Source organism: Peterkaempfera podocarpi, from assembly GCF_042466665.1.
GTDB classification, from domain to species: domain Bacteria; phylum Actinomycetota; class Actinomycetes; order Streptomycetales; family Streptomycetaceae; genus Peterkaempfera; species Peterkaempfera podocarpi.
The window spans coordinates 1,364,463-1,378,219 of the sequence record NZ_CP162102.1; the positions used below are offsets into that span (position 1 = coordinate 1,364,463).

Here is a 13,757-nt window from a genome sequence, read left to right on the forward strand (position 1 = left end):
CGATGACGACCACCACCGCCCCGACCACCACCGCAGAGGCCGTACGGCTGACCCGCCCCACCGCCCTGATCTGCCTGCCCTTCGCCGGCGCCGGCGCCGGGTTCTTCCGCAAGTGGCGCACGCTGGCCCCCGAGGGGATGACGCTGCTGCCCGTACAGCTCCCCGGCCGCGAGGAGCGCTACTTCGAGACCGCCCTCACCGATGTCGACCAGGCCATGGACGAGGCCCTCCCCCGGGTCCTCGACCAGCTCACCGCGCTCGGCGAGGCCGCCGAGCGGGTGGCCCTCTTCGGCCACAGCCTCGGCGCCGAGCTCGCCTTCGAGCTGACCCGGCGGCTGGCCCGGCAGGGCACGACCGTCGCCCGGCTGCTGGTCAGCGGCGCCCCCGGCCCGCGCGACCGGCAGGTGGAGCGGGTCAGCCACCTGGACGACGAGGCCTTCCTCGAAGGCCTGCGCCGGGTCGCCGGCTACCGCCACCCGGCCATGGACCACCCCGAGCTGCTCGCGGTGATGATGCCGTTCCTGCGCGCCGACAACGCCATGCACGAGGACTACCGCTCCGCCCACGCCGAACTGCTCGACGTGCCCGTCACCGCACTGCGCGGCCGCAACGACCGCCTGGTCAGCGCCGCGGAGTCGGCCCAGTGGGCCGCCGAGACCACCGCCGGCTTCCGGGCCGTCGAACTGGACGGCGAACACATGTACCTGACGGAGACGGCGGGCGCCGAGGCGCTGCTGCGGACCGTCGTCGACGAGCTCGAAAGGGGCCGCTGAACCATGTCCGTGACCGAGGCACCGGTCTCCCGGTGCCCCTTCCAGCCGGCGGGACCCGACCTGGTCGACCCGCGGCTCTACAGCCACGGCGACGCCCCGCGTCTCTGGCGTGAGCTGCGCGCCCTGGACCACCTGCACTGGCAGCAGGTGGACGCGGACCGCGGATTCTGGTCCGTGGTGCACTACCGCGAGTCCGACGCGGTGCTTCGGGACACCGACACCTTCACCTCCGAACGCGGCACCCTGCTGGACCTGCTCGGCACCGACGACCCGGCCGGCGGCCAGCAGCTGGCCGTCACCGACCCGCCCCTGCACACGGCCCGGCAGGCCCGCCTCAAGCGCGAACTGACCAGCAAGTCCGTGGCCCGGCAGCGCGAGCAGATCCGTTCGCTGATCGTCGAGCTGCTGGAGCCGCTGGGCGACGGCGGGGTCTTCGACTTCGCCGCCGCCATGATGGCCATGCCCATGTGGGTGACCGGCACCATGATGGCCCTGCCCCGGACGGACTGGGACTGGCTGACCCGGGTCACCACCATGTGCATCGCCGCCGACGACCCCGACTTCCAGGAGCCGGGCGGCCGCGCCGCCACACTCAGCACCGCACACCTGGAACTCTTCGCCTACTTCCAGGACCTGATCAGGCACCGCTCCGAGAACCTGGGCACGGACCTGCTCAGCGCCCTGATGTCGACCCGCTTCGAGGGCCGGCTGATGTCCCCGGGCGAGGTCGTCTCCAACTGCTACAGCCTGCTGCTCGGCGCCAATGTCACCACCCCGCACGCGCCCACCTTCGTCATGGCCGAGTTCATCGACAGCGACGTCCTGCCCGACTGGGCGGCGCACCCGGAGCTCAACCAGTCCGCCTACGCGGAGGCGCTGCGCTGGGCCTCCCCGGTCAACCATGTGATGCGCTACGCCACCCGGGACACCGTGCTGCGCGGCACTCCGATCGCAGCCGGCGACGCCGTTGTGGTCTGGCTCGGCGCGGCCAACCGCGACGGGCAGGTCTTCGCCGACCCAGAGCGCTTCGACATCCGCCGCCGCCCCAACAAGCACCTGTCCTTCGGCATCGGCCCGCACTACTGCGTCGGCCACAGCGTCGCCCGCGCGTCGCTGGGCCTCCTCTTCGAGGAACTGCTCTCCCGCTACCACGACTTCCGCCCGGCCGGCCGGCCGGAGCGGCTCATCTCGAACTTCGCCTCGGGCTACAAGCACGTCCCGATCACCGCACGCCGTCGCTGACACCGCACCGACACCGCACATCCCACACAACCAGGAGGCTCGACCATGACCCAGCCCGTACTCACCGTCCCCGCCGCCGACCGGCTCACCCTGGTCCGCACCCTGTGGCGGGAGGTCCTCGAGGTGGACGAGGTCCCCGAGGACGTCAACTTCTTCGACGCCGGCGGCGACTCGCTGCTGCTCGTCGCCCTGGTGGAGCGGATCCGGCAGGCCACCGGCCAGGCCGTGCGCACCATGGACGTGCTCCGCGCCGGCACGGTGCGCGGCCAGGCCGAGCTGATCGGCGGCGGGGACACGGTGGCGCGATGAACGAGGAGGAAGACCGTTTGGCCTTCCCCAGCGACCTTCAGGGCCAGGCCTCCTCGGGAGGCCCGGCCCTGCGGGCGTTGATGGCCCCGATCGCGCAGGTGAGCGCAGATGTGACGACACGCTGCGCCAAGCTCGGCATCGGCCCCGACGCGCTGCTGCTGACCGCGTACGCGCTGACCCTGACCCGCTGGACCGGCTGCCGCGTGCTGCCGGTGCGCTGTGGCGGCGGGACCGTCACCGTCGAGGTCGACGAGGACCTGAACACCGATGACCTTCTCTGCACCGTCGACACCCGGCTGCGCACCGCCGCATCCACTTCCGCTTCCGCTTCCGACTCCGCTTCCGACTCCGACTCCGACTCCGGCTCCGGCTCCGGCTCCGCAGACGAGGCCGGGCCGGTGCAGGTCGGCTTCGGCCCGGACGCCGTGCTCGGCGACGGCGTCGAACTCGTCCTGGCCGCCGACTGGCGCGGCGAGGACTGGTCCGGTGCGACCAGCTGCCTGACCGGTGTCTGGACCGCGGCGGAACTCTCCGGCTTCACCGCCGATCTGCTGGCGGCCGTCGCCGAACTGGCCGCCGGCTCCGGGCCGGTGGAGGACATCCGCTGCATCTCCGCCGAGCGGCGGGCACTGCTGCACCGGATCAACCAGACCGACCGGGACTTCCCGACCGCCCCCCTGGAGGAGCTGTTCCACCGGATCGCCCGCCGTCATCCGGACGCGGTCGCCGTCCGCGAGGGCGACACGGAACTGACCTACCGCCGGCTCGCCGCCGACGTCACGGTCCAGGCTCGCCTGCTGGGCGAGGCGGGGGTCGGTCCCGGCGACACGGTGCTGATCGGGCTGCCCAGATCAGTCGCCGAGATCGTGGCCGTGCTCGGCACCGTCCAGGCCGGGGCCGCATACGTCGGCGTGGATCTCGGCGCCCCGCCCGCACACCTCGCCGCGATCGTCGACAAGTGCCGCCCCGCAGCAGTGCTGTACGGCCCCGGGGAGCGCACGGCGCCGCCCGAGGGCGTCCCCGCCGTACCCGTCTGGGACGCCTCCTGGAACGCTCCGGACGCCGGTGCCGCGGCCACGGTCGTGGCCGCGCCCCGGCTGCCGTCGATCGGGGCCGGCGGGCGGCCCGCCTATGTCGCGTTCACCTCCGGCTCCACCGGCAAGCCCAAGGGCGTCTGTGTGCCGCACCGCGGCGTCGTCCGCCTGGTGCACGGCGCGGACTACGCCCGCCTCGGACCCGGGCACGCATGCTGCGGCTTTCGCCGCTGGCCTTCGACGCGTCCACGCTGGAACTGTGGGGCGCGCTGCTGACCGGTGCGACCCTGGAGGTCTACACCGAGCCGCTGCCCTCCCCCACCGAGCTGGGCGAGTTCCTGGTGGAGCGCGAGGTCACCGTCGCCTGGTTCACCGCCGGGCTCTTCCGGCTGCTCGCCGAGTTCGCCCCGGACTCGCTGCGGGGTCTGCGGCAGGTGCTCACCGGCGGCGACGTGGTCCCGCACGAACACGTGGCCCGGCTGCTGGAGCGCCACCCCGGCCTGGTCGTCACCAACGGCTACGGCCCTACCGAGAACACCACCTTCACCACGACGCACTCGGTCACCCGGCCGCAGGACGTGGACGGCCCGCTGCCGATCGGCACGCCGCTGATGGGCACCCGCGTCCACGTCCTCGACGACCGGGGCCGGCTGCTGCCCCCGGGGGCCGTCGGCGAGCTGTACACCTCCGGTGAGGGCCTGGCCACCGGCTATGTCGGCGACGAGGCGGAGACGGCACGGCGCTTCGGCTGGTTCTCACCGGACCTGGTGGAGCGCCTCTACCGCACCGGGGACCTGGTCCGCTTCGACGGCCGGGGCCGGCTGCGGTTCCTGGGCCGGGCCGACGACCAGGTGAAGCTGCGCGGCTACCGGATCGAACCGGCCGCCATCGGCGCCACCATCGCCCAGCTCCCCGGCGTCCAGGACGCGCTGGTCTTCGCCGTCGGCGCGGACAGCGCCACCAAGCGCCTGGTCGCCGCGGTCGTCCCGGCCGAGGGCGAGAGCCCCGCGCCGAACGCGCTGCGTCTGGCCCTGGAGGAGCAGCTGCCCTCCTATATGGTGCCGGCGCTGTGGACCGTGGTGGAGACCCTCCCGCTCACCCGCAACGGCAAGGTCGATCGCAAGGCCCTCGCCGCCTCGGCCCGCCCGGCCCGCTGACACCCACCCCACGGGGCCGGCACGCACAGGGCTCCGTAGCACGGCGGGGCGAACCACAAGGATCGGTGCACCACGGAGGTCGACTGGCCTCGGAAAGGGTTGTGGCGAGACGCTCGGCCGGGGTATCCCGGTCGGGCGTTTTGCGGTGTGCGCGGGCCGCGGTTGCATCCGGTGGTGCCTCGGCCAGGTCGCCGGAGCTGGAGGCTCCCCAGCCGCCGGTGACACCTCGGTCACGGCTGGTCGCATCCTGGTGCTCCGGCCGGGCGAGGCCGAACGGGTGAACCTGTCGGCGTTTCACCCGTGGCAAGCCGCCACCCCGACGAGCTGCGCATGCACATGGTGGCGACAGCGGGTCGGATGTTACCTGTGAAGACTTCGACGGCGGCTTCGCCGGTGTATGTGGCATCTCCTGCGCAAGGGGGCGGCTTCTCGCCCGTGGCGCTGTTCCGGAATCCGTTCACGGTGCCGGTCGGCGCGCCTGCGGGGTCGGGGGCGCTGGAGGCGGTGTTCGTCGACGCGTCGGGAGTGCTGCGGTATCTGAGCTCGAACGGCGGTGTCTGCTGGAGCGTGGAGGATCTGCCGGGCGGGCCCTACTACCTCAGCGGTGGCTCGCGGCGTTACGGCGGGATCGTGGCCGTCGTCGGCTGCTCCGGGGACCCGACCGCGGATACGGTCAACGTCTTCTGGACCGACGGATCCAGCTCCGGCGCGCCCTCGGGGTACCTGGGTCAGCTGGAGCTGACCGAGGACGGGTGGAGCACGTCGCCGCAGTGCCCGGTGGGCTCCGTGCCGATCGTCACCAGTCTGCGCGTCGCCTACACCCCGCCGGTCCGCGGCCGATCGTGCCCGGTCCTGTACGGCACCGACAACAGCGAGCAGCTGGTCGTCACCGCGTTCAACGGCAGCGCCTGGAATCCCTACCAGGGCTTTACCGACGATCGCTGGGCACTGGACTGGTACACGCAGTTGCTGGCCCCGACCGAGGCGCCCGGGTCGAGCGGGGTTCCCCACTTCAACCTGTTCGTCAACCAGGACGGCACCGCCAATCTCATCCAGCTGTCTCCCAGAGATGAAGCCGGCGACATGACCTTGTGGCACACGCTGGAGTCTCCCGGGCTCAGCGGCAGGGTGGGGGACGCCGGCGGTGTCTTCCCCGGGGGCCTGGTCGCGGTGGTCCAGCCCGTCAGCGAGACCGATTCGGCCGTCCCGGCCGCCATCTACCTGGACGACGAGAAGGACGGCCAACGGAACCTGATGGTCTGGCCGGCCGCGTTCGGCCAGGCGATGGCGCTGCCGGTGCCGAACCTGGGGGCTCAGCTGGCGGTCGCCGGGCAGACCGTGTCCGGTTTCAACACGACCCTGTACGTGATCGGCTCGGACAACAGCGTCTACGCGATCCCGCAGATCGGCACCTGCTTCAACGGCCAGATGCCGATGATGGGACCCGCGTCGCAGATCTATGCCGGCGGGTCCGGCACCGACCCGGTGCAGCTCGCCCCGGACCGGATGCCCGGCGACATCCCCGCCCTGCTGGTGGTGGGCACGGACCAGAGCCTGTGGCTCTACGAGCTCACCAACGAGTCCGGCAGCTTCAGCACCACGCTGCCCGGCTACACGGGCCAGTGGTCCGGATGCCAGGTCCAGCAGAACTCCGCGCTCCGGCCCGTCGCCCTGACCGGCCCGTTGCCCGGCGGCACCGCTCTGCCCGTCGGCTCGACCGTCAGCGGCCAGAGCGGCATGGCGCTGGCGGTGCAGTCGACCGGCCTGGTGTTCACCGACGGCGGCACCCAGGTGTGGTCACTCCCGCTCGGCGGTGATGTCGGCGGCGCGGTGCTGACCTGGGACGGCGACCTGCGCGTGGTCGACAACTCCGGCGATCAGCTCTGGTCGTCGGGCACGGCCGGAAACGCGGGTGCGACGCTCCAGTTCGCCGACGCCCCGTCCAGGGTGCAGATCGTCGACGGCAACGGCACCCCGCTCTGGCTGTCGAACCGCGTCCAGGCCCCCTGCCCGCCCGGCACGGCGATCCCGCCCGGCGGTCAGCTCGCCGCTGACGGAGCGGTGCTGGTCATGCAGCTCGACGGCAACCTCGTGCTGCTCGACCGGTTCGGCCAGCCGGCCTGGGCCACCGGCACCACCGGCGGCGACGGCAGTTCCACCGGGCACTCCGCCGCGTTCACCCAGGCAGGCAACCTGGAGGTCTACGACGAGTCCGGGACGACCGTCGTATGGAGCTCGGTGAACATCGGCGGCGGTCCCGGCGACACCTTCACCGTGTCCAGCGAGCCCACCCCCTGCCTGGAGATCACAGCCGCCGGGTCGCCCACCTTCCGGGCCGGGCAGCCGGGCTATTTCGACGGGAGCATCGCCAACTGCCCGCCCGGCTGGTGGTTCACCCCCGGCACCGCCATGGCCGGGCCCTGGAGCGACGAACTCCGGATGGAGTCCGATCAGTTCATCTACTGGGACACGGCATCCGAACGCATCTACTGGTCCGAGCCCGGATCCAGCGCGGTGTTCACCACCGACGGCGATCTGCAGGTCCTCGACGCGCAGGGGTCCGTGACGTGGAGTGCCGGGGTCAACGGCGCCCAGCTCGCCCTCGATCCGAACCGCTTCCCGATCAGGCTCGTGATCCTGGACCAGTCCGACACGGTCCTCTGGTCCGTCAACATCCTCTGACCCGTCAGCGAGGGAGATGGTCATGCCCACCGCGTCGCCCTACACCCCTGCGGCACCGTTCAGCGCGCAGGTCAACTGCGTCCTGATGCAGGACGCCGTCAACACCGACAGCATCGTGATCGGTCTCGACCAGAACCCGCCGCAGAGCGTGGCGCCCTGGGTCGGAACGTTCTGCAACCCCTTCAAGAACGGGTTGGCGGAGGCCTTCGTCATCACGGACACTCCCCCGGACGGCGGCCAGGGCTCCGGTACGTACACCCTGAACTATCTGGCCCAGGACCCCAGTGCGGCGCACGGGTGGACCCTGATCCCGATCCCCGGCGCCCCCACGGGCACACCGACGGCGGTCGTCGCGTGCATCGCCAACGGTCAGCCGAACTTCCTCTGCGTCATACCCGACACCGCCGACTCGTCGAGCACGGTCTGGCAGGGCTGGCTCAACAGTGACAACACCATCGACTCGACCACCTATGCCTTTGAGTTCCCGGCGCAGACCCTCAAAGTGGCCTACTACAACCCCGCCGTCCAGGGCCCGAGCAGCGCTCCCATCGCCACCACCGGAAACGACCCCCTCCCGATCGTGTACGCCTTCTGCGATCAAGTGGAGAACGACCTCGAGATCCTGCAGATGGAAACTCTCACCTACGACGGAAGCGCTTGGCAGCAGAGCCCCACGCTGGGGGGCGTGGGTGTGAACTACGAAGGGAATCCGGTTTTCGCGGACTGGACGCTGTTTCCGATCGCCGGGCAGTTCGGCAACTGGGTCATGGTCACCACCAGCCCCGGCTATTCCGCCGATCAGTCGCTGAACTCCTTCTCGCGCGTGGACAGCGACGAACTCACCGAACAGAACCCCTACTCGTCCAGCTCGCCGGCACCCGCCACCGTGGCCCAGTCTTTCGCCGGTACCTGCTGGGAAGGCGCGACATACGGCTTCAGGCCGCTGTACATCGACACCAACGGCGTGCCCTTCCTCTACGACCCCGAGTACGGCAGCATCGTGCTGCCGGTGAACACGGTCGGTACGATCACCTCCGCCCAAGCGGTCACCGACAGCCAGGGGATGACCTCGGTGTTCTTCACCGACTCCACAGAGACGCTGTCCTTCCTGACCCAGACCGGGTACTTCAGCAACAGCGACAACCCGGACGAGTACACGATCCAGTGGGCGCCGAGCATGGCCATCTCCTGCACGGCGACCACCACCGGCAACATCAACGAGGGCGTCGGCGCGCTGTTCGCGTCCTCCTTCCCCAACGACCCGCCCACGCTGTTCACCGCCAACGCCGTGGGCGAGCTCAGGCTCCATCAGCTCCTGCCGGGCGGCTGGGTGAACCACACCCCCGCACTGGCCCAGGTCAACACCTATGAGGTGGCGACGTACCGCACGCAGTTCACCCTGACCGACGCCAACGGTATGGCGGTGGCCAACCGCAGTCTGACGGTCAACGCCTCCACGACCTGCGGCGCCGTCATCAACGGCACCGTACAGATCATCGGGCCCGGCACCGGGCAGGCCGCCACGGTGACCACGACCGCGACGGGCGTGGTCACCGTGGCCCTCCTCGCGACCGACTTCGCCCCGCCCACCCTGACCTTCACCGACCTGCCGCAGCAGTTCGGGAGTGACGCCGATCCGGGATTCGGCCCCGTGCCGGCCGCACCGGCCGGCCCGGTACAGGCCTACCTCGCCGGCAGCACGGCCGGCATCAGCAACGGCGGCACCAGCGCCACCGGCACGCTCGACTACAAGACCGACGGGTACACCACCTTCACCCCCGACGCCATCTCCGGCGCACAGCGTCCCGGCAACAACGGCCCCGTGTTCCCGGGCGTCCAGGGCGACAACCCCGTCATGACCGCCGACCAGGCACACACCGCCGTCCAGAACCTGATGGCCAAGGGCACCGGCGCGGACCTGAGCCTGGCCGGGTTCATCATCAACCGTGACGTCGTCACCGACCGGCCCGGCTACCAGGAGTTCCACGACCGCGACGCCTACCTGGGCGAGCTGGCCCACCACAACAACGTCATCGGCGAGAGCCTGTGGGGCGACATCGAGGACGTCTGGGACAGCGTCTGGCAGGGCATCAAGTCCGCCGCGATGGCCGTGTACCACATCGGCGTCGATCTCGTTGACGGCATCGTGCAGATCGCGGTCAAGATCGGCGACGCGATCGTCAACATCGGCAGCATCATCATCAAAGGCATCGAAGACGCCGTCAACGCCATCATGGCTGTCTTCTCCGCCATCGAGGCGTTCATCAAGGACGTCATCGACTTCCTCAAGGCCCTGTTCGACGCCACGGCCATCTTCAACTCCGCGCAGGCCATCTCCCAGGGAGTGAAAGCGGCCCTCTCCACCGCACAGGCGGCCCTGGGCAATGCGATCAGCAACATCGGCCCGGACTCGACGTACTTCCACGACCTCCTGGAAACGATCAACAACGCCATCGGCTCCGCCTCCGGCAACGTCAGCCCGAGCCTCTCCGTGGCCAACAGCCCGGGCTGGCAGCAGTACGCCGACCCGAGCTCCACGGCCGGCAACACCAACCAGATCCCGCAGACCGCCTGCGGCGGATCGGCTGTCTCCCCGTCCGACATCACCACCAGCCCGCACGCCCACCTGGTGACCAACCAGACCTTCGGCGCGCTCCCCCCGCCCACAGGGGGCGCGGGCGGCACCGCCGGCACCCGGACCCGGCCCGGCGCCGACGGACCGCACCTCACGTCCACGTCCGCACCGCGCTCGATGAGGGAGATCCTCGAGGAGTGCAAGCGCCGGATGGACGCGGCCGAAGCGCCGGACGCACCCGCCGACGACGACCCCCTCGCGGGCTTCTGGAAGGCTCTCAGCGAGCCTTCGACGTGGGAGTACTTCAAGGACTTCGGCGATGACCTGGAAACCCTCGCGCTATGGATCATGAGCAAGATCCAGTTCGACGACCCGTCCACCTATCCGAACCTGAACATCAGTGAACTGCTGGAGCAGCTGACCGAGGACTTCGTCGACGGCCTCCTCACCTTCCTCGACGTCATCGTCGTCGCCCTCCTGGAGGCGATCCAGGTCTGCCTCGACGAGGTCGACAACCTGCTCAATACGGAGCTCACAGGCCCGCTGGCCATCCCGCTCCTGCTGGCCTGGAACTTCTTCAACGTGCTCGCCGGCAACGACCTCGTCACCAGCATCACCGTCGAGCAGGGGCTCACGCTGCTGATCGCCGTGCCCGGCCATGTCCTCGGCACCATCATCACCGGCGAGTCGGCGAGCATCTCCTGGCCGCCCTCCTTCGACAGCCAGGCCCGATCCACCGAGGACGGGCCCGAGCTCGGCGCCGGCCTCGAGCTCTACTACTTCTTCGGATTCTTCGCCGCTTTCGTCGAGGGAGCCTGTCTGGGCTGGATGGACTTCTGCACGGCGATGGGCGACAGCTGGGCCGGCCCGTTGAAGGAGTGGATAAACGTGATGACCGGGATCGGGGCCCTGGCCAACATTGCGTCGGTCGCCCTCACCTCCCCCCTGTCCGGCCTCGGCGAATGGCCCGTCATCAGCTGGGGCGCAGGAGCCGGCCTCGCGGTACTCGGCATGGGTGTGTGGCAGCTGTTCCGATGGTTCGAGGTGAGGAACTTCGCCGACGGCTGGGGCACCACCAGCGATGTGCTCTCCTTCGTGCTGGCGGCGTTCAACACGGTCTTCGGCGTGACCGGCCTGGTCATCGGAGCCGTCGCCGTCTCCATGGAAGGCGGCGGCTGGCCCGCCGACCGCGTCCTGTCCCTCATCGCCGCGATCATCGGCCCCTGGGCCAACATCGTCTCCCCGTTCGGCACCAACCTGGTCAAGAAGTACCTCCCCAACGACATCACGCCGTTCATTCCGCCGGCCTGCGACGTGATCAGCTACATAGGCGGCGGCATGCTGAGCCTCTTCAGCAACCTCAACCTCTGGCCCGGCGAGGCCCGCGCCGCCGTCGCCGAACTCTGATTGCTTCCGTCGCGCCCGCCGTCTGATCGCATGCTCGGCGTATGCGTCCCCGTACTGTGACGAACAGTCATGATGACTACGCCGCTCGCTCGTTGCTCGTCGGTGAAGTATCCGCGAGCGCGGACGGCCTCGCGTCTGCGGGCGTTGGCCGACGTTCCACGGCGTTGGCGGTGCAGACGGCCTGATGCCGGTGACGGCGGCGTGGCGCCCCGCCAAGGGCGGCTTCGGTGGTCGGCCCGGACTCCACGTCACGCAACGCCGAAGGGGCGGCACGCTCGCGATGCGAGCATGCCGCCCCTTCCGGACAGCTCCCCTACGGTCAGGCCTTCTTGGAGAGCAGGACGCCGAACTGCAGACCGGTGGAGTCGGCACGGGGGTCCGGGTTGGCGGAGGCCTCGACGGTCAGGCCGAGGCGCTCGAAGAGCTCCTCCCACCAGCCGCGGGTCTCCAGGCGCTGCTCGGTGATGTGGTGGATCAGGAAGTACGGGTTGTAGAAGGTCTTCGCCAGGCCGTGGCTGCCCATGACCGGCGCGAGCGGGGTGTGGTCCATCTCGACGACCAGCCAACGGGCCTCGGGGTAGCGCTCGAAGGTCTGCGCCAGCAGCTTCTCGACGAACTCAGGACCCTCCTGCTGCAGCACCTCCTGGAGGACGAAGGCGGTCATGAAGCAGATTCCCTTGCCGTTCTCCGGCAGGTCGAGGGTCAGAGCGTCGGCGGCGCCGCCCTGGACGACGTCGAAGCGGCCCTCCAGGCCGAGCTCCGCCCGGCGGCGCTCGCCGAGCTCCACGGACCCCTGGTTGGGCTCGACGCCGAGACCGCGCAGGTCCGGCTGGGCCACCAGCAGGTCCATCAGGAAGCTGCCGTCGCCGCAGCCCAGGTCGACGATGTCTCCGGGCGGTTCGCCATGGCCGGGTCGAGGATCTGCTCGACCAGCGGCAGCGCGTCGTAGGCACCGATGCCGCAGCTGCCCTCGCCCACCTTGGTGGTGTTGCGGGTGGCGAAGCGGGTGCCGTCGGCCAGGATGTCGCCGAGCTGGTCCATGGACGGCGCGTAACCGCCGACCATCATCTCGTACCAGGGGGCGAAGGGCAGGACCTCCAGCGCCTTGCCGCTGATGGTCCAGCCGCCCTCCTCCAGGACCGCGTAGCCCTCGTTGCGCAGGTAGCGCAGCAGGCCGCCGACGCGGTAGGCGTCGAGGTCGAGCTGCTCGGCCAGCCCCTCCGCGGTGCTGCCGGGCTCCTTCTTCAGCGCGTTGAACAGGCCCGTGTGCATGGCGTGGTGGAGGGCCTGGGCCAGGAAGAAGTAGCGGACCGGCTGGGTGTTGTCGACAAGCCGGCGCTCGAAGTCGTCAGTGAGGATGGTCATGATGGGGTCACCTCTCGATGGGTTGTTGCGATCCGGATGTACTGAGGGGACGTACTGAGCGGATGCACCGCGTGGATGTGCTGGGCTGCGTGTGGTGCGGATGTGCTGTCTCAGGCGGCCGCGCGCTCGACGAGCGAGGCGGCGAGCCGGCTCAGGCCAAGGCCCAGGCGGCCGTGGTCCTGCGGGGTGCCGACGCTGATGCGGAGCCAGCCGGGGAGGCCGACGTTGGCGCAGTCCTTGACCCGGACCCGGTCCTCGGCGAGGACCGCGAGCAGCGCCTCGTGCACGGCCGCGTCGGGCCGGGCCAGCACGAAGTTGGTCTGCGACTCGCGGACCTCAGCGAACAGGCCGCTGGCGCGCAGCATCGCGCACAGGTCGACGCGGGTCTCACGGACGTACTCGGCGAGACGGACCATGAACTGCGGCTCCTCCAGCAGACCGGTCGCCGCGTGGAGGCTGACGGCGTCGATCGGCATGAAGCGTCGCATCGGCTCCAGTCGGGCGATGGTGGCCGCGTCGCCTACCAGGCAGCCGAGCCGGATCCCGGCGAGGCCGGCCGCCTTGGAGAAGCTGCGGTAGACCAGCAGGCCGGGCTGCGGACCGCCGGTGCGGGAGAGGATCCCGGGCCGGTCGGAGAACTCCTGGTAGGTCTCGTCGATGAAGACGTGGCCGGCGACGGACCGCAGCGCGTCGATCCAGGCGGTGGGGACCAGGTTGCCGGTCGGGTTGCCGGGCTGGGCCAGGTAGACGATGTCACCGGCGCCGAGCCCCGCGGGCAGTCCGGCCGGCGGCTGCCAGTCCGAACCGAGCGGGATCGGGTGGAACGGCTTGTTGTTGGCGGCCGCCCGGTCCGGGTAGCCGTCGAATCCGGGCTTGAGGCCCCAGGCCCGGTCGGCCAGGGAGAGGGTCATGTCGATGGCCTCGTCCACTCCGGCCATCAGCAGCACCTGGTCGGTGCCGACGCCGTGGTGGGCGGCGGCCAGCGCGGTGACCTCCTCCAGCAGGCCGCGGGGGTAGCGGTGCAGGCGCTCCGCCGCGTCGACCACCCGCTTGACGGCCAGCGGCGGCGGGCCGATCGGGCTCTCGTTCCAGTCGAGCAGGGCATCCCCGTCAGCGGACGGGTGGGCTGCGACCACGTTCTGCCTCCTTCCCCGGAGTGTCTCCGGGTTCGTCTCCCTGGCGGGTTCGTCCACCTCGGCGATTCTGCTGTCCG

Annotated in this window: 10 protein-coding genes; 7 read left to right on the forward strand and 3 right to left on the reverse strand. The window is 70.4% G+C overall.

The window, feature by feature from the left end; all coding sequences use genetic code 11:
- The first annotated feature begins 2 nt into the window (after window positions 1–2).
- The 7 genes from AB0761_RS06000 to AB0761_RS06030 all read left to right on the forward strand — a co-directional run bounded on the left by AB0761_RS06000 (window position 3) and on the right by AB0761_RS06030 (window position 11,179).
- Window positions 3–773: a thioesterase II family protein gene (locus AB0761_RS06000; RefSeq protein WP_377267913.1), complete on the forward strand. Its 771-nt coding sequence runs from the start codon at window positions 3–5 to the stop codon at window positions 771–773.
- 3 nt (window positions 774–776) lie between these two features.
- Window positions 777–2,015, forward strand: a complete 1,239-nt coding sequence (locus tag AB0761_RS06005; protein WP_377267914.1) for a cytochrome P450 — start codon at window positions 777–779, stop codon at window positions 2,013–2,015.
- A 45-nt stretch (window positions 2,016–2,060) separates the two neighbouring features.
- On the forward strand, window positions 2,061–2,324 hold the full coding sequence (locus AB0761_RS06010) for a phosphopantetheine-binding protein (protein ID WP_377267915.1): 264 nt from the start codon (window positions 2,061–2,063) through the stop codon (window positions 2,322–2,324).
- Entirely contained in the window at window positions 2,321–3,634 is a 1,314-nt protein-coding gene (locus tag AB0761_RS06015; protein WP_377267916.1) for an AMP-binding protein, read from the forward strand. The genes AB0761_RS06010 and AB0761_RS06015 overlap by 4 nt, the downstream gene beginning before the upstream one ends.
- Window positions 3,571–4,515, forward strand: a complete 945-nt coding sequence (locus AB0761_RS06020; RefSeq protein ID WP_377267917.1) for an AMP-binding protein — start codon at window positions 3,571–3,573, stop codon at window positions 4,513–4,515. Before AB0761_RS06015 ends, AB0761_RS06020 begins: the two co-directional genes overlap by 64 nt.
- 300 nt (window positions 4,516–4,815) lie before the next feature.
- Window positions 4,816–7,197 carry a hypothetical protein gene (locus tag AB0761_RS06025; protein WP_377267918.1) on the forward strand — a complete coding sequence of 794 codons (2,382 nt, stop codon included), beginning with the start codon at window positions 4,816–4,818 and terminating at the stop codon, window positions 7,195–7,197.
- Between the two features lie 22 nt (window positions 7,198–7,219).
- Window positions 7,220–11,179 carry a hypothetical protein gene (locus tag AB0761_RS06030; protein WP_377267919.1) on the forward strand — a complete coding sequence of 1,320 codons (3,960 nt, stop codon included), beginning with the start codon at window positions 7,220–7,222 and terminating at the stop codon, window positions 11,177–11,179.
- A 319-nt stretch (window positions 11,180–11,498) separates the two neighbouring features.
- On the opposite strand, the gene AB0761_RS06035 is transcribed toward AB0761_RS06030, so the two are convergent.
- From AB0761_RS06035 to AB0761_RS06045, 3 genes are all read right to left on the reverse strand, one after another.
- Window positions 11,499–12,029, reverse strand: coding sequence for a hypothetical protein (locus AB0761_RS06035; protein ID WP_377267920.1), 531 nt, complete (start codon window positions 12,027–12,029; stop codon window positions 11,499–11,501).
- A complete protein-coding gene (locus AB0761_RS06040; RefSeq protein WP_377267921.1) occupies window positions 12,029–12,544 on the reverse strand; it encodes a hypothetical protein in 516 nt (171 codons plus the stop codon). The genes AB0761_RS06035 and AB0761_RS06040 overlap by 1 nt, the downstream gene beginning before the upstream one ends.
- Window positions 12,545–12,654: 110 nt before the next feature.
- Window positions 12,655–13,680: a pyridoxal phosphate-dependent aminotransferase gene (locus AB0761_RS06045; RefSeq protein WP_377267922.1), complete on the reverse strand. Its 1,026-nt coding sequence runs from the start codon at window positions 13,678–13,680 to the stop codon at window positions 12,655–12,657.
- Window positions 13,681–13,757: the final 77 nt, after the last annotated feature.

Bases quoted from the DNA above. Each gene is read 5' to 3' on its own strand.
- AB0761_RS06020 (WP_377267917.1), top strand. From the start codon at position 3,571: ATGCTGCGGCTTTCGCCGCTGGCCTTCGACGCGTCCACGCTGGAACTG.
- AB0761_RS06005 (WP_377267914.1), top strand. From the start codon at position 777: ATGTCCGTGACCGAGGCACCGGTCTCCCGGTGCCCCTTCCAGCCGGCG.
- AB0761_RS06000 (WP_377267913.1), top strand. From the start codon at position 3: ATGACGACCACCACCGCCCCGACCACCACCGCAGAGGCCGTACGGCTG.
- AB0761_RS06015 (WP_377267916.1), top strand. From the start codon at position 2,321: ATGAACGAGGAGGAAGACCGTTTGGCCTTCCCCAGCGACCTTCAGGGC.
- AB0761_RS06010 (WP_377267915.1), top strand. From the start codon at position 2,061: ATGACCCAGCCCGTACTCACCGTCCCCGCCGCCGACCGGCTCACCCTG.
- AB0761_RS06035 (WP_377267920.1), bottom strand. From the start codon at position 12,029: ATGGACCTGCTGGTGGCCCAGCCGGACCTGCGCGGTCTCGGCGTCGAG.
- AB0761_RS06040 (WP_377267921.1), bottom strand. From the start codon at position 12,544: ATGACCATCCTCACTGACGACTTCGAGCGCCGGCTTGTCGACAACACC.
- AB0761_RS06030 (WP_377267919.1), top strand. From the start codon at position 7,220: ATGCCCACCGCGTCGCCCTACACCCCTGCGGCACCGTTCAGCGCGCAG.